The following is a 21,636-nucleotide window of genomic DNA, read 5'->3' as shown; positions in this document are numbered from 1 at the left end:
ATGCGTGGCGCTGCGGGCAAGCCGGCCTTCCTGGTCGGCATCGACCTGGGCACCACCAACACGGTGGTCGCCTATGCCGATGCCAACGATGCGCAGGCGGGCATACAGCTGTTCGCCATCGAGCAGCTGGTCGCTCCCGGCGAAGTGGGCGCACGCCCCCTGCTGCCCTCGCTGCGCTACCACCCTGCCGCCGGTGAACTGGCGGCGGGCGACTTGCAGCTGCCGTGGCCGCAGCAGGACGTCGCAGGCGTGGAATCTGCCGTGCTGGGGGCGCTCGCGCGCCAGCTCGGCGCGCAGGTGCCGGGCCGGCTCGTTTCCAGCGCGAAGAGCTGGCTGTCGCATGCGAATGTGGACCGCCAGGCGCCCATCCTGCCGTGGGGCGCCGATAGCGACGTGGCCAAGGTGTCGCCCGTGGCGGCCAGCGCCAGTTACCTCGCGTATGTGCGCGCCGCGTGGAATCACCGCTTCCCGGGCTCTCCCCTGGAAGATCAGGAACTGGTGCTGACCATCCCCGCCTCGTTCGACGAGGGTGCGCGCGCACTCACATTGGCATCGGCGCGCATGGCGGGCTTGCCCACCTTGCGACTGGTGGAAGAACCGCAGGCCGCTTTTTATGATTACCTGCAGCGCCGGCGCGCCACCCTGCGCGCGGACCTGGCCGACACGCGCCGAATTCTGGTGTGCGACGTGGGCGGCGGCACCACCGATTTCAGCCTGATCGACGTGGGCTTCGATGACGACGGCGAACCGCAGCTCACGCGCAGCAGCGTGGGCAACCATTTGATACTGGGCGGCGACAATATGGACCTGGCGCTGGCCCACCTCGTGGAAACGCGCATGGCCGCTGGCAACGAAGGCGGCATGAAACTCTCGGCCGCGCGATTGTCGCAGCTGATGGAACGCTGCCGCGCCGCCAAGGAACTGCTGCTGTCGCACGACGCACCCGAGAGCGCCACCGTCACCCTGCTGGGCGCGGGATCGCGTTTGATCGGCGGCAGCCGTTCCGCCGACGTCACGCGCGAGGAAGTGGCGGCCATGGTGGTCGACGGCTTCTTCCCGAAGGTGGAACTCACCGAGACAGCGAAAAAAGGCCGCGCCGGCATCGTCGAATTCGGCCTGCCGTATGCGCAGGACGCGGCCATCACGCGCCACCTGGCCAGCTTTCTGCAACAGCACCAAGGGGCACTGCCCGACACCCTGCTGCTGAATGGCGGCGTGTTCCGCGCCGACGCGCTGGCGCGCCGCCTGGCCGAGACTCTGGCGCACTGGCGCGGTGCTCCACTCACCATCCTGCATAACGATAATCCCGACGTGGCCGTGGCCCGTGGCGCCGTCGCCTACGCGCTGGCCCGCCGTGGCCAGGCGCCGCGCATCGGCGGCGGCTCGCCGCGCAGTTATTTCCTCGTGCTGGGCGAAGCGGGCAAGGACAACCGCGCCGTCTGCATCCTGCCCCGTGGCAGCGCCAGCGGCGAAGAAATCCGCTTGACGGAGCGGCTGTTCGCGCTGCGCCTGGGCCGGCCAGTGCGCTTCCACTTGGCCACCTCCCTCGCGGAAGCGGGCACGCCGCCGCAGCTGGGCGAGATCGTCGACCTGGACGCCGGAGAATACTTGCGCCTGCCGCCGCTGGCCAGCGTGCTGCAAGCGGAAAGCGGCGACAAGCGAGAAATCACCGTGCAGCTGGCAACCGTCATGACGGAAGTCGGGACTTTGGAAGTGCATTGCGTGGCTGAAGCCGACGCCAGCCAGCGCTGGCTGCTGGAATTCCAGTTGCGGGCTGGTAAGGAAGAGCAAGGCGATGACGAGGCTCAAGCCGTTTCGCCACGCATCAAGGAAGCGGTCGAAAAGATCGAGCGCATCTTCGGCGGCAAGGCGCAAAAGGTCGAGATCAAGGAAGTGCGCCAGTTGCGCCAGCACCTGGAACGGGGGCTGGGTGGGCGTGAAAGCTGGGAGACTCCCCTGTTGCGCCAGCTGTTCGACGCCCTGATGCTGCGCGCGCGCGGCCGGCGCCGCTCCGCCGAGCATGAGCGGGTGTGGCTGAACCTGGCCGGCTACTGCCTGCGTCCCGGCTATGGCGATGCGCTTGATCCATGGCGCATGGAGCAGCTGTGGGCCATGTTCGACGCGGGCGCGCAGCATCACAAGGTCAACCAGGTGTGCGCCGAATGGTGGACTTTGTGGCGCAGGGTGACGGGCGGATTGAATTCGGAGCAGCAATTGCGCCTGCTCGACGACTTCGCCTTCAACCTGCAAGCGGACGCGGCCCAGCGCGGCAGCCGCCCCGTCACCCTCGTGGGCGGCAGCGACGACGACATGCTGCGCCTGGGCGCGTCGCTCGAGCGCATCCCCGGCGCCTACAAGGCCGAAGTGGGTGCCTGGCTGCTGCAACGCCTGGACAAGGCCAATAAAAAGGGCGAAGCGGCAGACACGAATACCCTGTGGGCGCTGGCCAGGGTCGGCGCGCGCCAACCCTTCCACGGCAGCGCGCACGAAGTGGTCGACAGCGCCACCGTGGCCGACTGGCTGGCCGTGCTGCTGGCGTTGGACTGGAAAAAAACGGAACCGGCGGCGTTTGCCGCCGCCCACCTGGCACGCATGACGGGCGACCGCTCGCGCGACATCGGCGACGAGCTGCGCGCCAATGTGCTGACCCGCCTGAAAGCCGTGGGCGCCCCGGTACTGTGGCAGGCCATGGTCAGCGAAGTGACGCAGCTGGACGAAGCTGTTACCCGCCGCATGCTGGGCGAGGCGCTGCCGCCGGGGTTGAAGCTGATCGGGTAAATTACCCCTCGCTACGCGCCCCACGATACCGCGGCAAGCCATCGGCCAATTTCACCCACTCCAGTTGCGTGTCCGTATAAATATGGCTGTGCGGCGGCAGTTGTTCCGGGTTGTCCAGGCTGCCGGTGGTCAAGCCGACCTCATCCGGGTCGCGCTCATCCTCGAACGTCAGCTGGGTGCCGCAGCGGGGGCAAAAACTGCGCGTGCAGTGTTCGCTGGATGCATAGGGCGTGGCCTCGCCCTGCAGCCAGCGAAAGTTCGCCCTCGGCACGCTGAACCAGGCGACAAACGGCGCGCCCGACGCGCGGCGGCACATCGAGCAATGGCAGGCCGTTTCATGAAAAGCACCCGTGCCCGCTTCGTAGCGCACGTCGCCGCATAAACATCCTCCGCTCAGCATGGCATTCTCCTGCAATTGAAAAAGGCGCCCAGTGTAGCGCCGCTGCGGCGCCACGGTTTGCGCTAGATCAGGGCGACGATCAACAGCAGCACCGCCAGCGGCGCCTGCACCAGCACGATGCCCGGATGCGTGCGGCGCAGCTGGGCCCACACGGACAGGCCCGGCACTTCCTCGTGCGGGTGATGGGCTTCGTCGCGCAACGACATCGCGTGCAGGAACATGCCGGCGATCAGGGGACCTGGATTGACCCACCAGCCCTGCTCGAGCAGGCCGCGCGACAAATAGATGGCCAGCGCGCCGATGGCAAACGGCGAAGCCCATACCAGCACCAGCATCAAACGGATGCCATAGAATTCCGCCAGGGTGCCCATGCGGTGCAAACGGCTGAAATCGTGGTCTTCCATGCGCCGGTCGATGGCCAGTTCGGCGCGGCCGTACAGGGTCCACAGGCCGCCGAACAGACAGCCCAGCAGCACGCCGATGACGATGTCGGCCACGAACACCGCATATTTATTGACGTCGGCCGTGCCGATGCCCAGCGACGTGTGGGCGGCCGCGTGCAGGTGCAGGCCGGCCTGCTCGCCTTCGGCCGTCGTATAGCGGTCGCGCACATCATACGTGCTGCCGATATACACGACGTTCTTGCGCAACGCCCCGGCATCCACGCCGGCCTGGCCGTCGATCAGTTTGACGCGCGTGCGCGTGGGGTTCAGGAATGCCGGCGCCACGGCGGCCGGGTGAAACGGCGCGGTGACGGCGTTCTGTTCGGCCGCCGCCTTGGCGTCGCCATGGATGACGGGCTCGAATGCCCAGCGCGCCAGCTCCTTTTCACTGCCCGTGCGCCGCGCCAGCTGGCACACGCGGCCGGCCAGCGCCACGACTTCCTTTTGCTCGGACAGGGCGGCCGGCATGGGCTGCTTCTGCTCCTGCTCGTCGGCGCCATGCGCCAGCTCGAAGGCCACGGCCGCCAGCACGGGACTTTTCAGCTCGATACGCGTGACGGCGCCCATGCGTTCGCGGATACGCGGGCTGGCAAAGTGGATGCCGGCCGCGCAGCGCGCGCGTATCCACGGCAGGTTCGCGTTCTGGTCCGATTGCTCGGGCAGGATCAGCACCAGTTGCCGGCCATGCGCGGCCAGCTGGTCCAGCAAGTGGTCCAGCGGCCGCTCGCCGTCCTTGTGCTGTTCATATACTGCTGGCGCCAGGTCCAGGTCGATGGCCAGCACCTTGCTGCCGCGCGCGGCGGCGCTGGCGATCACTTGCTCCAGGCGCGTACGCTCCAGCGGTTCTCGCTCGTCGAAGACCTGTTCGAAGGCTGGCTGGTCGATTTCGATGATGCCGGGCCGGTAGGCAGCACCCGGGTCCTTGCCCCGGTCCAGCAACTGCTCCTGCGCCGCGCTGGCACGCAGCATGGCCGCATCGAGCCATTCGAGCACGTGAAAACCTTCCAGCGCCAGCATCAGCGCGGCGATCAGGCTGGCGCCGATCACGTGATGCAGCAGATGTGTGCCCGTCAGCTTGAAGGCCGAGCCAAGCTGGGCGGCTGGCCACAGCAGGCGCCGCCAGAGTGGCGGGCGCGGTTGATCCGGCTGGCTGGTTTCCACGGTGCGTTCCCCTTGCGTGCGATGCCTGAATGTCATTCAAGCAACAAATAATGACAAAAGGATAGTGTATTGCAGTTGTGCCCGTTTCGCCGCACAACTGGCACGGGTCAACCCGGCAGCCTACTGCGGCTTGGCCAGCAGCAGCTTGCCCAGCGCTTCGAAGGCCGGCGTGGTGGTCGGATCGTTGGCCGCGTTGGCCGCCGTCGGCGTCGAGGCGAAACGCACGATCACCATTTCCGCTTTCGGGTCGACATAGATACGCTGGCCGTACACGCCGCGCGCCATGTAGGCGCCATGGTCGTTATGCGTGACCCACCACATGTCGCGGTAGCTCCAGCCCTTGAGCAAATCGTAGCCGCCCTTGGCGAACAGCTGCTTGTCGCCGCCACGGCGGATATTGTCGACGGCTGCCCGCGGGATGATTTGCTGGCCGTTGTAGCGGCCATCGTTGCGCAGCATCTCGCCGAAGCGGGCCAGGTCGCGCAAGCCCGCGCTCAAGCCGCCGCCGGCAAACGGCGTGCCCGTCGAATCGACCGACATGTAGGCATCCTGCTCGGCGCCCAGCTTTTGCCACACATGCTCGGACAGGTACTCATTGACGTTCTGCCCCGTGACCTTCGCGATGATCCAGCCCAGCACGTCGGAATTGACCGTGCGATAGCCGAAGCCCTCGCCATGTTTTCCCTCATGCCGCACCGTTTGCAGATACTCGAAATAACTGCGCGGTCCCGTGTAATCCTTCGGTTTGGGCAGCGGATTGCCGGCCGCCGCGTGCTGCCACACTTCCGCGTTCGGGTCGGCGTAATCCTCGCTGAATTTCAGGCCCGTGGTCATGTCGAGCACCTGGCGCACGGTGGCGTCGCCAAATGCAGATTTGCCCAGTTCCGGCACGTAATCGGCCACCTTCTTGCCCGGATCGAGCTTGCCTTCGGCCACCAGGGCCGCGCCGATGGTGCCCATCACGGACTTCGTCACCGACATGGCGCCATGCTGGCCGCCCTCCTTCAATACGCCAAAATAGCGCTCATACACGATGCGGCCCCGGTGCAGCACGACGATGCCGTCCGTGTAATTGGCGCCCAGCGACTGCTCCCACGTCATCGTTTCCTTCGCGCCCAATGGCGTGAAGCGCAGGCTGTCGATATCCTTGCGCAGCGCGCGCGGCAAGGGCACGGGCGCTTTCAAGCCGCGCGCCACCGCCACCGTCGGCATCAACTGGCGGAAGTGCGACACGCTCCAGCGCAGCTGCGGGAAATTGAAATAACTGCCATCGTCGAAGCGGATGATTTTATCGGCCGGCGGCGGCGCGCCCACCATCCATTGCAATGCGGCCGGATCGCTGGCGGCGGCCGACAGAGGTTTGGCAGCCACCTTGGTCGTCTCCGCCGCATGGGCGCCGGCGGCCAGCGCCAGGCAGGCGGCGGCCAAGGCCAGGCCGCGGGTTGGTGGCAGTGTCGTCATGCATTTCTCCTGTCATGGCTGGCGCCGGCGGCGGCGCTCGCTTCATGCGATACATGCTAACAGAGAAACTTTTTTATCTTGTTCTACGGCATCCTATTGTGCGGGCCACGCGCTGAGACAAACGTCTCACGTGCGTGCCATGCTGCAGCGCAGGATGTAAGGCCCCGCGCTTCGTGCTAAAAACGGAGACAACAAGCAAAACACCATAAAAACAGACACGAGACACTGGAGAGCGCCATGCCCTACGTCCGCCAGACCAGCCATATCGACCGCGTGCGCGACCTGATCGCCGGCCGCATCGTCAACCCAGGGGCCGATACGGCCAGGCTGGCGTCGTCATACCGGCGCTCGCTGGACGATTACCGGCTCGACCCAGCCTCCACCACGGGACCGCGTATCCTGACGGGCGCCGAACTGCGCGCCATCCAGCAATCCGAGGAAGATTTTCTGCGCTCCACGGGCCAGTGTTTGCCGCGCCTGCACGCCATGGTGCGCGAAGCGGGTTACTGCGTCATCCTCGCCAATGCGCGCGGCGTGACGATCGACTACGTGGTCGACACGGACCAGCGCAAGGATTTCAAGAAGGCGGGCCTGTACCCTGGTTCCTGCTGGTCGGAAGAGGAAGAAGGCACGTGCGGCATCGCCTCCGTTCTGCTCGACCACGAAGCCATCACCGTGCACAAGACTGACCATTTTCGCGCCGCGTTCACGGGCCTGACCTGCAGCGCGGCGCCGATCTTTTCGCCGCACGGCGACTTGATCGGCGTGCTCGATGCGTCGGCCCTGCGTTCTCCCGACGCGCGCGACAGCCAGCGCCTCGTCAAGCAGCTGGTGCGGCAAGGCGCGACCCTGATCGAGGACGGCTTTTTTCTCAAGTCCTACAGCCATTGCTGCATCCTGCTGGCGCACCGCAACCGCCACTTCGTGGAAGTGCAGCCGGAAATGCTGCTTGCCATCGATGAACATGGCGACATCGTCGCCGCCAACCGCTGCGCGCGCGACGTCATCGGGGGCCTGGACACCCTGCCGCGCCCCGTCGCCGAGGTGCTGGAAGTGGGCGTCGAACGGCTGTTCGATGCGCGCGCGGGACGCAGTCTGCTGTCCTTGCGCCTGGCCGGCGGCAGCACCTGGCTGCACGCCCGCGTGCGCGCGCCGCTGCGCCCGGCCAAGGCGCGTCCCCGCGCGATGCGCGAGGCCACCGCCGCGCAAGACGTGGTGGCCTACACGGCGCTGGAACTGGCCGAACGCACGCGCATCGTCCACGCCATGAACGCCGCCAAATGGCGCCCGCTGCAGGCGGCCGCCATGCTGGGCATCTCGCGCGCCACCCTGTACCGGCGCCTCAAGCAGCTGCACATCGTGGCGCCGCACCGGCAATGATGCGACAAACGCGCTGAGACTTCCGTCTCAATCGCTGCCATGCTGCGCTGCGCAATGCGGCGCCGGAACGCCAGTGTTACAACATCGTCAGCGGCAACACAGCCGCATACCATCATAAAGTCAGCAGACTTGGAGGAGACACGATGCAAACCGATATCAACCCGCACGACCTGGCCGTGGCCGGCATCCTGGAGCAGCTCGAAGGCTTTCTCCGCGCAAGCGACGGCACGGGCGCCGCGCAACTGTTCGAACAGGATGGCTACTGGCGCGACCTGGTGCTGTTTACCTGGAACCTGAAAACCCTGGAAGGCCGCGAGCAGATCGCCGCCATGCTGGCCGCCCAACTGGGCGCCGTGCAGCCGGTCTCCATCCGCATCGCCGATGGCGAGCATGCGGTGGAAGCCGGCGGCGTGCTGCAAAGCTGGATCACGGTGGAAACGAACGTGGCGCACGGCGTGGGCTTCATCCGCATCCGCGACGGCAAGATCTGGACCCTGCTCACCACCATGAGCGAATTGAAGGGTTTTGAGGAAGCCAAGGGCGGCCGGCGGCCCATGGGCGCCGAACATGGCGCGCGTACGAATCGCAGCAGCTGGCTGGAACAGCGCGAGCAGGATGCAAAGGAACTGGGCTACGCGCGCCAGCCCTACTGCGTCATCATCGGCGGCGGCCAAGGCGGCATCGCGCTCGGCGCGCGGCTGCGCCAGCTGAACGTCCCCACCATCATCATCGAGAAAAGCGCCCGTCCCGGCGACAGCTGGCGCAAGCGCTACAAGTCCTTGTGCCTGCACGACCCCGTCTGGTACGACCACATGCCGTACATCCCCTTCCCCGACAACTGGCCCGTCTTCACGCCGAAGGACAAGGTCGGCGACTGGCTGGAAATGTACACCAAGGTGATGGAACTCAATTACTGGGGCTCGACGTCCTGCGAATCGGCCAGCTTCGACGAGACCACGGGCGAATGGACGGTGCAGGTGCTGCGCGATGGCCAGCCCGTCACCCTGAAACCAAAACAGCTGGTGCTGGCCACGGGCATGTCGGGCAAGGCGAACATGCCGAAGTTCAAGGGCATGGACGTGTTCCAGGGCGAGCAGCAGCACTCGTCGCAGCATCCGGGGCCGGACGCCTATGTGGGCAAGAAGGTGGTCGTCATCGGCGCGAACAATTCCGCGCACGATATCTGCGCCGCCCTGTGGGAAGCGGGCGTGGACGTGACCATGGTGCAGCGCTCGTCGACGCACATCGTCAAGTCCGATTCCCTGATGGACCTGGCCTTGGGCGACCTGTATTCGGAACGGGCGCTGGCGGCCGGCATGACGACGGCCAAGGCCGACCTGACGTTCGCCTCGATCCCGTACAAAATCCTGGCCGACTTCCAGAAGCCCGTCTTCAAGGCCATCCGCGAGCGCGATGCGGACTTTTACGCGCGCCTGGAAGAACGGGGCTTCATGCTCGATTTCGGCGACGACGATTCCGGCCTGTTCATGAAATACCTGCGCCGCGGCTCCGGCTACTACATCGACGTGGGCGCCTCCGAGCTGGTCGCCGAAGGCAAGATCAAGCTGAAAAGCGGCGTCGGCGTGCAGGAATTGAAAGCCCATTCCATCGTGCTGTCGGACGGCACGGAACTGCCGGCCGACCTGGTGGTGTACGCCACCGGCTACGGCTCCATGAATGGCTGGGCGGCGGACCTGATCTCGCCCGAGGTGGCGAACAAGGTGGGCAAGGTGTGGGGACTCGGGTCAAGCACGACCAAGGATCCTGGCCCGTGGGAAGGCGAGCAGCGCAATATGTGGAAACCCACGCAGCAGCAGGCGCTGTGGTTCCACGGCGGTAACCTGCACCAGTCGCGCCACTATTCCCAATACCTGTCGCTGCAGCTGAAGGCGCGCATGGAAGGCTTGAACACGCCCATATATGGGCAGCAGGAGGTGCATCACCTGGCGTGATCGTCTTGCATGCCTGGCGCATGTCGGCTTATGTCGGATTACGCGCGGCGTTGCCGCGCTAATCCGACCTACTGTCGAAAAAGCGGTGGTTTTGGGCCCGCCGCTTCTTGCGGCACCTGCAAAACCACGTAGGTCGGATTAGCGCGCAAGCGCGTAATCCGACACAATGTTGGCGCATGCCGGAATACACACGAAAAAATGGCGGCGGACCGAAGTCCGCCGCCATTTTTTTCGTCATGCATCCGACAATTACTGCTTGATCGCTTCGATAGCAAACGTCAACGTCACGTCATCGCTGACAGCTGGCGCATATTTGCCGGCGTTGAATTCCGAGCGCTTGATCTTGGCCGTGGCGTTGGCGCCGCAAGCGTCTTTCTTCAGCATCGGGTGCGGTGCGCAGGTGAACGAGGTGACGGTCAGGGTCACTGGCTTGGTCACGCCTTTCAGGGTCAGGTTGCCGTCGACGGAGGCCAGCTTGTCGCCGTCGAAATTGAACTTGGTCGACTTGTAGGTGGCGACCGGGAACTTGGCCGTGTCGAGGAAATCTTCGCCCTGGATGTGCGAGTTGAACAGGGTCGAACCCGTGTCGACGGACTTGGTGTCGATCAGCACTTCGACGGCGCCCGTCTTGGCGGCGCGGTCCAGGGTGACCTTGCCGGTGGTGTTATTGAAACGGCTTTGCTGCGTCGAGAAGCCCATGTGGGTGTACTCGAAACGGGGGAAAGTGTGGCTGCCATCGATGACATAGACTTCTGGAGCGGCAAAAGCGGACAGCGAGAAGCCGGCGGCGGCGATAAAAGCGAGCAGTTTTTTCATGATGGATTCCTGATAGGAGTGGAGGATGTCAAAACCGCAAGCAGCTGCAGGCGGGAAGCGCTGCGGCTGATTGTCTGGCTTCAGTTGCAACAGATTATGCATGGCATGAAGATCGATGTAAAACGGAAAATATACCTAGTTAGCATCGAAAAAATCGATAGTAACGGTAATGGTGTCCATGACAGCGTCTTCTGCTGCCGATTATTGTCTGCATTGCCAAAAATATCCAGCGTTATCAGCTCATCAAATGAGAATGATTCTTGTTATTATCCTGTGAAATGGTTATCATCGCGGCCCTGGCCAGCATGCAGCGCCGCCTTGATTCATCCATAATAGAGCAGAACACAGCACAGAAAAAACATGACGGCCACCCGCCACGATACGAATACTTTGAACGCTCAGCTCACCAATTGCCCGCCATCCAGCCAGGGCCTGACCGCCGGCGCCCTCGCCTGATGCGGGAGCCGCACGCCCAGGTGCCACTGTGCGAAGCGCACGGCGTACGCCTGCGCCGCTGGGCCTGGACGGCTGCCGGTGCCCTGATGGTGCTGCTGGGGATCATCGGCGCCATGCTGCCCGTCATGCCGACGACGATTTTCCTGATCCTTGCCCTGGCCTGCTTCAGCCGCGCCTCGCCGCGCCTCGAGCACTGGCTGCTGCATCATCCCCGCTTCGGCCCGTCGCTACGCCAGTGGCGCGAACACCGCGCCGTCTCGCGGCGCGGCAAGGCCATGGCTTGCCTGGGCATGGCCATCGGCTTTGTCGCCATGTGCCTGGGCCACCCGCCGTGGTGGGTCATCGCCATGGTGGGTGCCATGGAAATCGCCGTCCTCGTCTACCTGTTGCGGCGTCCCGAAGGCCCTGCCGCCAGCGGGGCAGAATCTGCCCCAGAAGAGGGCAATGACGGGCAGTAAACCGCCGCACCCGCATCCAGAAAACGGCAAGTGAGCTGAACTGCACATAAAAGCACCGCGATGCGTCCGCAGGGCACGGCGAACTTTTCACCAAGATGCGGCTCCTTCGCGCCCGTCCACGTGATTAAATTCGGCAAGAACGCCGCTTTCCCGCTTTTTCAACCAACAAACAGGCGCATAGACATTATTTGCATATTCAAAGCAAGATTCTGTCGTAGGAGTAATAACACGATCGGAGGTATACTACGCAACCGACGTAACAGGCTGGGCGATTTGGCCCCTGCAAGCGCGCCTGTCACGGTCCAATAAAAAAGGAAACACTGCATGACCACATCACACCGCACGCCGGTGATTCGCATCGATGGCGCGAACAAGACTTTTGCGCTGCCCAAAGGCGAACAATTCCACGCGGTCAAATCGGTCACGCTGGAAGTCTATCCCGGTGATATTTTCGGCCTGATCGGCAAGAGCGGCGCCGGCAAATCGACCCTGCTGCGCCTGATTAACCTGCTCGAGCGTCCCGACAGCGGCACCATTACCGTGGCCGGGCGCGAACTGACCCGCCTGGGCAAGAGCGAATTGCGCGACGCGCGCCAGAATATCGGCATGATTTTCCAGCAATTCAATCTGCTGCAGAATGCCAGCGTCTTCGACAACGTCGCCTTCCCCCTGAAAATCCATGGCACGACCAAGCGCGAGCAGATCGCCGCCAGAGTCGAGGAATGCCTGGCGCTGGTCGGCCTGTCCGACAAGCTGCACAGCTATCCGGCGCAATTATCCGGCGGGCAGAAGCAGCGCGTGGCCATCGCCCGCGCCTTGGCCAGCCACCCCGACGTGCTGCTGTGCGACGAGCCGACGTCCGCGCTGGACGCGGAAACGACGCGCGCCCTGCTCGACACCCTGCGCGACATCAATGCGCGCCTGGGTGTGACCATCGTCATCGTCAGCCATGAGCTGTCGGTGCTGGGCGCCATCTGCAACCGCGTGGCCGTCGTGGAAAACGGCGCCATCGCCGAACAATTCGATCTGAGCGACACGGCCACCCCGCGCAAGACGGCGCTGGGACGCGAGCTGGCTTATTACGGCACCGAGGCGTTTGAAGCCACCGCATGGAAGGATGCAACACATGTTTGAAGAATCGATCAATAACGTCATCAACCTGCTGCCGGAAATCTGGGTGGCGCTGGGCCAGACCATGACCATGCTGGGCATTGGTCTCACGGCCGCCATCCTGATCGGCGGCCCGCTGGGCATCCTGCTGTTCCTCGTCTCGGAAGGCCAGTCGCTGGAAAACCGTCCGCTGTCGACGATCCTCGGCTGGCTGGTGAATACCGTGCGCAGCTTCCCCTTCATCATTTTGCTGGTCGCCCTGACGCCGTTTACGCGCATCATCGCAGGCACGTCGATCGGCCCGCTGGCGGCCAGCGTGCCGCTGTCGTTCGCCGCTATCCCCTACCTGGCGCGCCTGGTGGAACAGAACCTGCGCGAAGTGCCGCGCGGCGTGATCGAGGCGGCGCACGCCATGGGCGCGTCGGAAATGCAGATCATCTTCCGCGTGCTGCTGGTCGAAGCGCGTTCCGGCCTCGTGCTGGCCCTGACCGTGCTGTCGATCAGCTTCCTGTCGTATTCGGCCGTGGCCGGCGTGGTGGGCGGCGGCGGCATCGGCGACCTGGCCATCCGCTACGGCTACTACCGCTTCGAGACGGACATCATGGTCGCCACCGTGGCCATCCTGATCGTGCTGGTGCAAACCATCCAGTTCGCCGGCACGCGCATCGCCAAGCGCCTCGACAAACGTTAATTCATCTTCAGTATTTCAGTACAAGGAAAAGCATGAACCACATTCGCCGCACCCTGCTCCTGGCCGCAACCAGCCTGGCCTTCGCCACCGCCGCCCACGCCAAGGACCCAAAAGAACTCGTCATCGGCACCAGCTCCGGCCCGTATTCGGACCAGCTGAAGCTGGGCATCAAGCCTATCCTGGAAAAACAGGGCTACAAGGTCAAGATCGTGGAATTCAACGACTACGTGCAGCCGAACTACGCGCTGGCCGAAGGCTCGCTGGACGCCAACGTGTTCCAGCACATCGTGTATCTGACCAAGTTCGCCACCGATAACAAGCTGCCATTGAGCCCCCTGATCACCGTGCCGACCATGCCGATCGGCCTGTACGGCGGCAAGCAGAAAACGCTGGCCGACGTGAAGAACGGCGCCACCATCACCATGCCGAACGACCCGACCAACCAGGCGCGCGCGCTGGTGATGCTGGCCAAAATGGGCTGGATCAAGCTCAAACCGAACGTCGATCCGCTGCGCGCGTCCGAACGCGACGTGCTGGAAAACCCGAAGAAGCTGAAACTGGTGCCGCTGGAAGCGGCGCAGCTGCCACGTTCGCTGGCGGACGCCGATTACGCTTTCGTCAACGGCAACTTCGCCCTGGCCGCCGGCATGAAGCTGACCTCGGCCCTCGCCGTGGAAAAGATCTCGGACAGCTACATCAACCTGGTCGCCATCCGCACGGCCGACAAGGCCAAGCCATGGGTCAAGGATCTGGAAGCGGCCTACCGCTCGCGCGCATTCCTCGACGCGACGAACAAATACCTGGCCGGCTATGAAAAAACGGATTACCAGCTGGCGCTGGAAAAAACGCTGAAAAAATAAACGGTACGCTTGAAACGTAAAAAGGACGGCTGTTGCCGTCCTTTTTTTTCGCCCGCGCTACGCGGACATGCCAACACTTAGAAGCGGTAGCCGACGCCGACGCCGATCAGGATAGGATCGACCTTGACTTCGCTGGCCTTGGCGCCACCGATGAAGACGTCGCTGCGGATCTGTACTTTCTTGATGTCCAAGTTCAAGGACCAATTTTTATCCAGCTTGTAGTCGACACCGGCTTGCAGCGAGTAACCCCAGCTGTCGTGCTCCAGGCGGCCGGCGCCGTTCAGCAATTTCACGTCCGAGATATTCGTGTAGTTGATGCCGGCACCCACGTATGGGCTGAACTGTTTTTCCGGCATGAAGTGGTATTGCAACGACAGGGTCGGCGGCAAGTGCTTGAAGGTACCGATATTGTTGCCGTCGAGCTTGACGTCATGCTTTTGCGGGTAGGTCAGGATCAGCTCGGCGGCGATATTGGGGGTGAAGAAGTACGAAATATCGATTTCAGGAATCGTCTTGCTGCTGACCGTCAAACGGTCGGATGCGCCGACGCCACCAACAGGAGCAGATTTATCGGCCGGATCGATGTGCACGGCGCGCGCACGGACCAGCCATGGGCCTTCCTGTGCCATTGCGTTGCTGGCGAATGCGCCGATGGCGGCCAGGACGATTGCTGCTGTAGTTGCGGACTTTTTCATTCTAGTTCCCTCTTTTTGTCGTTAAGTAACGCTGCGAAGTCTAAGAGTGCAGTGCAACAAAAACTTTGATCCACATCAAATAGTGCTAGATGGCATCAATAGAGGGATTTTTTCCTTTGCCCAGGTCAAGAAAATGCGGCAGCGCGTCAATTCGCTTCGGCAAACAGGCCGGCGACCCAGTCGGCAAACACGCGCACGCGCGGCGACAGTTGCCGGTGATGGGGATACAGCACGGACACGGGCAGCGGGTCGGGACGCAAGTCCCGCAGCACTTCCACCAGCTCGCCCGCGTCCAGGGCCCGCTCAAGGTGATAACGGGGCGCCTGGATCAGGCCCATGCCCGCGCGGCAGCAGGCGTGGTACGCATCCGCGTTATTGACGGACACCGTGCCCGGCAAGGCCACGCTGTGCCGCTGGCCATCTACCTTGAAATCGAAGGGCCAGACCTTGCCCGTCTGGGCGGAAAAGAAATTGACGGCGCGGTGGCCATCGAGCTGCGCCAGATTTTCCGGCGTGCCGTGCGCGGCCAGGTAGGCGGGACTGGCGCAGGTAAGCTGTTCGAGCAGCGCCACCCGGCGCGCCACCATCGACGAATCACTCAATTCGCCCACGCGCAGCACGCAATCGACGCCTTCGCGCACCAGGTCGACGAGGCGGTCGCCCATGCCGATTTCCAGCTCGATCAAGGGATAACGGGTGCAGAACTGGTCCAGCACGGGCATGACGAAATGCATGGCCAGGGTCGCATGCAAGTCGATGCGCAGCTTGCCGGCCGGCTGCTGCGCCACTGAGGAAAACACGGCTTCCGTTTCTTCCAGGTCCGCCAGCAGGCGCACGCAGCGCTGGTAATACGCCTCGCCATCGGGCGTGGGCGTCACTTGCCGCGTGGTCCTCTGCAGCAAGCGCACGCGCAGCCGCGCTTCGAGTTGCTTGATCGCATGCGTGACGGTGGCCTTCGGATAGCCGAGGTCATGCGCCGCCTGCGTGAAACTGCGCAACTCGACGATGCGCGTAAAGATGCGCATCGCATCAAATCGGTCCATGCCCTGCCCCATTGTTATTGCTTGCTGCACAGTGTAGCGATATCGCTCTTGATTTTGCAATACCGACGGAAGATGCGTGCAACGCAATCGGACCTTGCACCGATGTCACTGGATTGCAGGCCAGCTGGCCAGCATACTATTTCCAGTTCACACGATACAAGTGAGAATAGTAATGATTATCATTTGCGATATAATGAATGACCTCGCTAGGCGACTACAAAAAGGAATGGGAGACATGGATATATTGAGGGAACTGCGTGAATCGGGATTGAAAGTCACCATCCCCCGCTTGCGGATTCTGCAGCTGTTTCAAGAAGGCACGATCAAGCACCTGAGTGCGGACGATGTCTACAAACTCTTGCTGGCCGAAAAAATCGACGTGGGCCTGGCCACCATCTACCGCGTGCTGATGCAGTTTGCCGAAGCGGGCATTCTGTTTCGCCGCCACTTCGAATCGGGCCACGCCGTCTTCGAATTGAACGAAGGCCAGCACCACGACCACCTGGTCTGCACGGGTTGCGGCAAGGTCGATGAATTCGTCGACGAAGGCATCGAACTGCGCCAGAACGAGATCGCCGCCGAGCGGGGCTTCGTGCTGCACGAGCACGCGCTGTCGCTGTACGGCACCTGCGCCGAATGTACGGCCAAGAAAGTCCCGCCGCGCAAAGCGTCCTGAGGCAGCGCGCAATCTAGCGCCAGGCGGCCCGCCTGCGCTACACTGCGTGCGCAGCAGTTCTCGACAAAGGAAAGCCATGTACATCGGAGAAATCGCCCGCCTGGCGGGCACCTCGCCCAAGGCCTTGCGCCACTATGAAGCGCTGGGCTTGTTGGGTGACGTGCGCCGCTCGGGCGCCTACAGAGTCTACACGCAGCAAGACCTGGCGCAAGTCAAGCTGATACGCCAGGCGCAGGTCCTGGGCTTCCGCCTGGCCGAACTGCTGCCCGTCCTGGCCGGCGACGATACCGACTGGGCCGCCCTGTCGCAGCACATCGCCGCCAAGCGCGCACAGGTGCAGCAGGATATCGCCCGCCTGCGCCAGCTCGACGCGCAGCTGGCCGACATCGACACGGAAATCGGCGACTGCCTGGCGCGCCAGCGTCTGCAAGAGGCCGCTTGACTCTGCCACTAGGGACAGGCTTTAGCATGCAAGCTCTTCTTTAACGGACAGCCTGCATCATGACCAAGACGACACCCAAGCGCATTTTGATTATTCTCGGCCACCCGTCCAGCGACAGCTATTGCGCCGCCCTGGCCGAAGCCTACGCCGCCACGGCCCGCAGCGAAGGCCACACCGTGCGCGAGCTGCGCCTGGGCCAGCTGGACTTCGACCAGAACCTGCATGAAGGCTACCGCCAGGTGCAACCGCTGGAAGCGGACTTGCTGGCGGCGCAGGAAGCCATCACCTGGGCCGAACACCTGGTGTTCGCCTACCCGATCTGGTGGGGCGGCGCACCGGCCCTGCTGAAAGGCTTTGTCGACCGCGTCTTCCTGCCCGGCTTTGCCTTCAAGTATCGCCCGGGCAAGGCCTTCCCTGCCCAGCTGCTGAAGGGCCGTACGGCCCAGCTGCTGGTATCGATGGATACGCCGCCCTGGTATTTCCGCTGGATCTACCACATGCCCGGCATCCACCAGCTGCGCAAGACGACCCTGGAATTTTGCGGCGTCAAGCCCGTCAGCGTGGCCAGCTTCGGTCCCATTTTGAACTCCACCGAAGCGCAGCGCGAGCGCTGGCTGGAACAGGCGCGGGCGCTGGCCCGGCGCCTGTAAGTTGCTTGCCATGCAGCCATCTTGCATACGGTTTTGACAAGCTCGTAATCAAGCCGTCACATTCAAAGGCTACCATGATGATATTGCCTGTTTGTCAGTCGCCTTGCTCTCGCGACAACAAGGGTCCGATCGTCATCTAAAGGTAGCCGCTGTGGAGTTCAACGCTTCTCGATTGCATCTTCCCCGTTATCGCACGTCCGTGGCGTCCGACCTGTGCATCCCCACGGAATCCGTGCAGGCCGACGCCAGCAATTTCGCCGTGCTGGAACTGTTCACGGAGCGGCGCGACATGATGAGCCTGCCCGTCACGGAGCAGCAGCGCCCTATCGGCTTAATCAGCCGCAACATCTTCATGTCGCAAATGTCCAAGCCCTTCTATCACGAGGTGTACGGCAAGAAGAGCTGCATCGCCTTCATGGACAAGGAACCGCTGATCGTCGATGGCGCCATGAGCATCGAAGACCTCACCTTCCGCGCCGTGGAAGCGGGCGAGAAGGCGCTGGCCGACGGCTTCATCATCACCGAGGCTGGCGCGCTGGCCGGCGTGGGTTTCGGCTTGCAGCTGATGAACGTGGTGGCCACCATGCAGGCCGAAAAGAACCGGCAAATCATGCACAGCATCGATTACGCCAGCGTGATCCAGCGCGCCCTGCTGCGCACTTCCGATGCGGAATTGCGCGCCACCCTGCCCGATGCGCACCTGGAATGGCAGCCGCGCGACGTCGTCGGCGGCGACTTCTACTTTTTCGAACGCCACGCGGGCGGCTGGTTCGCCGCCATCGCCGACTGCACCGGCCACGGCGTGCCGGGCGCCTTCATGACCCTGATCGCCTCGTCGGCCCTGAGCCAGGCCCTGCGCGAGCTGGGGCCGCACGATCCGGCCGCCCTGATCGGCGCAGTCAGCCGCGCCATCAAGACCCTGCTGGGCCAGGATGGCGCCAGCAGCAGCGAGGCCACAGGCCACGCCGGCTCGAACGACGGCATGGATTGCGCCTTTTTGTGCTACGACACGGCCAGCGCCAGCCTGCGTTTCGCGGGGGCGAAACTGGCGCTGCACGTGGTGGCGCCGGGCGACGAGAGCGTGCGCGCCATCGACGGCGCGCGCATGGGCGTGGGTTATGTCGACACGCCGGCCGGCTACTGCTGGCACAACGAGACGCTGGCCATCCCTCCCGGCAGCCTGCTGTTCCTCACCACCGACGGCTTGCTCGACCAGATCGGCGGCGCGCGCGACATCGCCTACGGCAAGCGGCGCATGCGCGAGCTGCTGCTGGCGCGGCGCGATGCTCCCGCCGGCGACGTGGCGGCGGCCCTGCTGCAGGACAGCGCCGCCTGGCAGGGAGCGCAGCCGCGCCGCGATGACTTGACCTTTTTCTGTTTCCGCCTGTAGTTTTGGCGCCATCGAGCCACCTTATCAACAAGAAACCGGGTCACCGGCTAGCCAGGAGCACGGACGTGCTGTACGAAGAATTCAACGAGTTTTGGGATGTGGCGCGCAAGCGCAACATCATCTTTTTTTACGTGGGCTATTTCTCGCAGCACGTGGTGAACGCCATTTCCGAAACCATCAAGGCGCGCCTCGATACGGCCGGCGCGGCCGGGCCCACGCGGCGGCGCATCTTTTCCTCGTTCATCGAGATGTCGCAAAACATCATGCACTATTCCGCCGACAGCCTGACGCCCGATGCGCAGCTGGACCAGCAGATGCGGCGCGGCTCGTTTTGCATCGGCACGCGCGGCGACAGCTTTTTCCTGCTGTGCGCCAATCCCGTCTCGACGGACAACGTGGCGCAGATCCGCGCCCGCCTGGAACCGCTGCACACCATGACGATGGAAGAAATCCGCCTCGCGTATAAAAAGGCCCTGCGCGAGGAAGCGCCGGCCGACAGCAAGGGCGCGGGCCTGGGTTTTCTCACCATGGCGCGCGACGCCAGCGAGCCGCTGGAATTCGAATTCGTCCAGGATCCCCAGGAGCCGGGCCACACCATCTTCTGCATCAAAGCCATCATTTGAAAGAGCCGACTCAGGAAAGTATATGCAATTACCGTCACCACTGTTCATCGCCGCGACCCCGAGTTCGCCCGAAATCGACTTCCGTTTCGAGCAGCACACCCTGTCGATCAAGGGCGAATCGTATCCGGAAAACGCAGCCGCCTTCTATGGCCCGCTGATCGCCGCCGTGCGCGCCTACCTGGAAGGCTGCCGCGAAGCGGCCATCACCGTCAACGTCTCGCTGGCCTACTTCAACAGTTCGAGCACGAAGATGCTGTTTACCCTGTTCGACACCCTGAACCAGGCTGCCGTGGACGGCAACCAGGTGCGCCTGAACTGGTACCACGACGAAGACGACGACACCATCCTGGAATTCGGCGAGGAGCTGCAGCAGGACTTCACGGCGCTCGATTTCCACGACCATCCCGTGCAAGGCAACTAGGGCATGCGCGCCGCCCTCTCCGAGTCCGGCCTGGAGCCCGACCTGTTCACCGTGGAAGCGGCGGCGCTGGCCGCCGCGCGCCGCATGCACGCCGACGCCAACGCCTCGGGCGCGGAACAGCGGCGCGTGCTCGGTGAACTGATCATCCACTACGAGCGGCTGATGCGCGAGACGCGGCGCCTGATCGGCCGCAGCGACCGCGCCGAGCGCGACATGCATCTGCTGAACCGCCAATTGCAGACCCTGGCCGGCCAGCTCGAATACCGCGCCACGCACGACCCGCTGACGGGCGCCCTGAACCGCGGCGCCGTGATCGACCACGCGTCGCGCTGCCTGGCGCAGGGCGACATGGCGCTGATCGTGCTCGATATCGATTTATTCAAGCAGGTCAACGACGACTTCGGCCACCCGGCCGGCGACGGCGTGATCCAGGCCGTGGTGGACTGCCTGAAAGGCTTGCTGGGCCAGGAGACGGCCATCGGCCGGGTCGGCGGCGAAGAATTTTCCGTCGTCTGGCCCACCTCCTCGCGCGACGACGCGGCGCAAGTGGCGCAGCGCATCTGCGAGACCGTCGGCCGCCAGCGCCATGCGGCGCCCATCACGCGCGCCATCACCGTCAGCGTGGGCCTGAGCTGGAACCGCGCCGGCACGCCGTTCGAGACGGCCTACAGCCATGCGGACCAGGCCCTGTACCAGGCCAAGCGCGAAGGACGCAACTGCGTGCGCCAGTGGCTGGAGAGCTGAATCAGTGCACTGAATCAGCGCAGCTGCTCGCGCGCCATGCTGCCGTCGCGGCGCATGGCCGCCGCCGCCCGCTGCATGGCCGCCACCTGCGCCTCGGGCAGTTGCTTGTTGCAGGCGAGGTAAGTCTGCACGCGATTAAAAGTCAGCAACGGCACCACCTTGCCCGCCCACTCCTTGCCCACAAACGGCTTGCTGCCCACGGCCATGCCCACGGCCCACAGGTCGATGCGCCCCAGCAGCAGTTTTTGCGGATTGAGCCACTCCTGCGTCACGGGCGCCACGTTCATGCCGCGCTGGCGCAGGTAGTCGTCGCGCGCGTCGCCGAGCACCGTGCCAATCACCAGGCCGCGCGCATCGTCGAGCGTGCGCAGCGCCAGATGCCGCTCGGCCAGGCCATAGAGTATCCATTCCGCTTCGTTGAGGGGGCCGATCCAGCGAAATTGCGCTTCGCGCTCCTGCGTGCGGCTGGTGGAAAAGATACAGGTGTCGGCTTCGCGCAGCGCCTGCGCGTACGCGCGCTTCCACGGCAGCAGTTCGATACTGTAGGCAATTCCGGCGCGCGCCATGATGTCGCGCACCTTGAGCGTTTCACGTCCCACGACGACATTGCCTTCCATCATGCTCGATGGCGGCAAATGCTCGCCGACGATGCGCAGGCCGGCCGCCGCGGCCAGCGCCGGCATCAGCAGCGCCACCGCCAGCAGCCGTGCCATGCTTCCTTGTTTCATGCTTGCTTTCATCTGCTACAGGGGATTCAAGCCGATGTTACCATTGGCTCCCCCACGGCATCGCCGCATATTGCCAGTTCAATCAACTATTTTCGGCAGCGTGGCAACAAGCCAACGCCAGCAGAACGCCATGCGCGAGGGGATGAGATGAAAAGTAACTGGCGGAAAACAGTAGGAGTCGAACCTACGGGAGAACGTCTGACGCCCTCCACCGGGTTTGAAGCCCGGCCACATCACCGGATGAGTGTGCTTTCCGCG

The 21,636-nt window shown here is 63.8% G+C and carries 21 protein-coding genes and 1 tRNA gene; 14 read left to right on the top strand and 8 right to left on the bottom strand.

What is annotated here, in order from left to right:
• Nucleotides 1-2,778: an Hsp70 family protein gene (locus VM94_RS13925; protein ID WP_046684000.1), complete on the top strand. Its 2,778-nt coding sequence runs from the start codon at nucleotides 1-3 to the stop codon at nucleotides 2,776-2,778.
• Between the two features lies 1 nt (nucleotide 2,779).
• Here the strand turns inward: VM94_RS13925 and VM94_RS13920 are convergent, their stop codons facing one another.
• From VM94_RS13920 to VM94_RS13910, 3 genes are all read right to left on the bottom strand, one after another.
• Nucleotides 2,780-3,178 carry a GFA family protein gene (locus VM94_RS13920; protein ID WP_046683999.1) on the bottom strand — a complete coding sequence of 133 codons (399 nt, stop codon included), beginning with the start codon at nucleotides 3,176-3,178 and terminating at the stop codon, nucleotides 2,780-2,782.
• 62 nt (nucleotides 3,179-3,240) lie between these two features.
• Nucleotides 3,241-4,818 (bottom strand): CHASE2 domain-containing protein, encoded by a 1,578-nt coding sequence (locus tag VM94_RS13915; RefSeq protein ID WP_046683998.1) that lies wholly within the window; start codon nucleotides 4,816-4,818, stop codon nucleotides 3,241-3,243.
• 84 nt (nucleotides 4,819-4,902) lie between these two features.
• Entirely contained in the window at nucleotides 4,903-6,243 is a 1,341-nt protein-coding gene (locus VM94_RS13910) for a serine hydrolase domain-containing protein (RefSeq protein ID WP_082127708.1), read from the bottom strand.
• A 237-nt stretch (nucleotides 6,244-6,480) separates the two neighbouring features.
• Between VM94_RS13910 and VM94_RS13905 the strand changes: the two genes are divergently transcribed.
• Entirely contained in the window at nucleotides 6,481-7,623 is a 1,143-nt protein-coding gene (locus VM94_RS13905; RefSeq protein WP_046683997.1) for a sigma-54-dependent Fis family transcriptional regulator, read from the top strand.
• Nucleotides 7,624-7,766: 143 nt separating this feature from the next.
• Complete coding sequence (locus VM94_RS13900; protein ID WP_046683996.1) at nucleotides 7,767-9,575, top strand: NAD(P)/FAD-dependent oxidoreductase; 1,809 nt, start codon at nucleotides 7,767-7,769, stop codon at nucleotides 9,573-9,575.
• 249 nt (nucleotides 9,576-9,824) lie between these two features.
• Here VM94_RS13900 and VM94_RS13895 read toward each other — a convergent pair whose 3' ends face one another.
• Nucleotides 9,825-10,391, bottom strand: coding sequence for a YceI family protein (locus VM94_RS13895; RefSeq protein WP_034779171.1), 567 nt, complete (start codon nucleotides 10,389-10,391; stop codon nucleotides 9,825-9,827).
• Nucleotides 10,392-10,846: 455 nt separating this feature from the next.
• Between VM94_RS13895 and VM94_RS13890 the strand changes: the two genes are divergently transcribed.
• The 4 genes from VM94_RS13890 (at nucleotide 10,847) to VM94_RS13875 (ending at nucleotide 13,966) form a co-directional block, all read left to right on the top strand.
• The gene (locus VM94_RS13890; RefSeq protein ID WP_082127707.1) at nucleotides 10,847-11,305 is read left to right on the top strand and encodes a YbaN family protein; all 459 of its coding nucleotides are present in this window, start codon (nucleotides 10,847-10,849) and stop codon (nucleotides 11,303-11,305) included.
• A 324-nt stretch (nucleotides 11,306-11,629) separates the two neighbouring features.
• Entirely contained in the window at nucleotides 11,630-12,439 is an 810-nt protein-coding gene (locus VM94_RS13885) for a methionine ABC transporter ATP-binding protein (protein ID WP_046683995.1), read from the top strand.
• Nucleotides 12,432-13,106 (top strand): methionine ABC transporter permease, encoded by a 675-nt coding sequence (locus VM94_RS13880; RefSeq protein WP_046683994.1) that lies wholly within the window; start codon nucleotides 12,432-12,434, stop codon nucleotides 13,104-13,106. Before VM94_RS13885 ends, VM94_RS13880 begins: the two co-directional genes overlap by 8 nt.
• 32 nt (nucleotides 13,107-13,138) lie before the next feature.
• Nucleotides 13,139-13,966, top strand: coding sequence for a MetQ/NlpA family ABC transporter substrate-binding protein (locus tag VM94_RS13875; protein WP_046683993.1), 828 nt, complete (start codon nucleotides 13,139-13,141; stop codon nucleotides 13,964-13,966).
• A 77-nt stretch (nucleotides 13,967-14,043) separates the two neighbouring features.
• Here the strand turns inward: VM94_RS13875 and VM94_RS13870 are convergent, their stop codons facing one another.
• Both VM94_RS13870 and VM94_RS13865 read right to left on the bottom strand, forming a co-directional pair.
• Nucleotides 14,044-14,661, bottom strand: a complete 618-nt coding sequence (locus tag VM94_RS13870) for an OmpW/AlkL family protein (RefSeq protein ID WP_046683992.1) — start codon at nucleotides 14,659-14,661, stop codon at nucleotides 14,044-14,046.
• Between the two features lie 146 nt (nucleotides 14,662-14,807).
• A complete protein-coding gene (locus VM94_RS13865) occupies nucleotides 14,808-15,704 on the bottom strand; it encodes a LysR family transcriptional regulator (RefSeq protein WP_046684590.1) in 897 nt (298 codons plus the stop codon).
• Nucleotides 15,705-15,939: 235 nt separating this feature from the next.
• Here VM94_RS13865 and fur point away from each other — a divergent pair, with 235 nt between their 5' ends.
• The 7 genes from fur to VM94_RS13830 all read left to right on the top strand — a co-directional run bounded on the left by fur (nucleotide 15,940) and on the right by VM94_RS13830 (nucleotide 20,650).
• Entirely contained in the window at nucleotides 15,940-16,380 is a 441-nt protein-coding gene (gene fur / locus VM94_RS13860) for a ferric iron uptake transcriptional regulator (protein ID WP_034756687.1), read from the top strand.
• A gap of 76 nt (nucleotides 16,381-16,456) precedes the next feature.
• Nucleotides 16,457-16,822 carry a MerR family transcriptional regulator gene (locus VM94_RS13855; protein WP_046683991.1) on the top strand — a complete coding sequence of 122 codons (366 nt, stop codon included), beginning with the start codon at nucleotides 16,457-16,459 and terminating at the stop codon, nucleotides 16,820-16,822.
• 59 nt (nucleotides 16,823-16,881) lie between these two features.
• On the top strand, nucleotides 16,882-17,472 hold the full coding sequence (locus VM94_RS13850) for an NAD(P)H-dependent oxidoreductase (RefSeq protein WP_046683990.1): 591 nt from the start codon (nucleotides 16,882-16,884) through the stop codon (nucleotides 17,470-17,472).
• A gap of 172 nt (nucleotides 17,473-17,644) precedes the next feature.
• Nucleotides 17,645-18,862, top strand: coding sequence for a SpoIIE family protein phosphatase (locus VM94_RS13845; RefSeq protein ID WP_046683989.1), 1,218 nt, complete (start codon nucleotides 17,645-17,647; stop codon nucleotides 18,860-18,862).
• Between the two features lie 65 nt (nucleotides 18,863-18,927).
• Nucleotides 18,928-19,485 (top strand): SiaB family protein kinase, encoded by a 558-nt coding sequence (locus VM94_RS13840; protein ID WP_034756676.1) that lies wholly within the window; start codon nucleotides 18,928-18,930, stop codon nucleotides 19,483-19,485.
• Nucleotides 19,486-19,507: 22 nt separating this feature from the next.
• Entirely contained in the window at nucleotides 19,508-19,906 is a 399-nt protein-coding gene (locus tag VM94_RS13835) for a DUF1987 domain-containing protein (RefSeq protein ID WP_046683988.1), read from the top strand.
• A 3-nt stretch (nucleotides 19,907-19,909) separates the two neighbouring features.
• Nucleotides 19,910-20,650 carry a GGDEF domain-containing protein gene (locus tag VM94_RS13830; RefSeq protein ID WP_046683987.1) on the top strand — a complete coding sequence of 247 codons (741 nt, stop codon included), beginning with the start codon at nucleotides 19,910-19,912 and terminating at the stop codon, nucleotides 20,648-20,650.
• A 14-nt stretch (nucleotides 20,651-20,664) separates the two neighbouring features.
• Here VM94_RS13830 and VM94_RS13825 read toward each other — a convergent pair whose 3' ends face one another.
• Together VM94_RS13825 and VM94_RS13820 are read right to left on the bottom strand one after the other, a co-directional pair.
• Entirely contained in the window at nucleotides 20,665-21,378 is a 714-nt protein-coding gene (locus VM94_RS13825; protein ID WP_046684589.1) for a substrate-binding periplasmic protein, read from the bottom strand.
• A 159-nt stretch (nucleotides 21,379-21,537) separates the two neighbouring features.
• Nucleotides 21,538-21,633 (bottom strand) — tRNA-Sec (locus VM94_RS13820).
• Between the last annotated feature and the right edge of the window lie 3 nt (nucleotides 21,634-21,636).

The organism is Janthinobacterium sp. KBS0711 (assembly GCF_000988085.1).
In the GTDB taxonomy this organism is placed as follows: Bacteria; Pseudomonadota; Gammaproteobacteria; order Burkholderiales; family Burkholderiaceae_D; genus Janthinobacterium; species Janthinobacterium lividum_E.
This window is presented reverse-complemented; position numbering and strand designations above follow the sequence as displayed.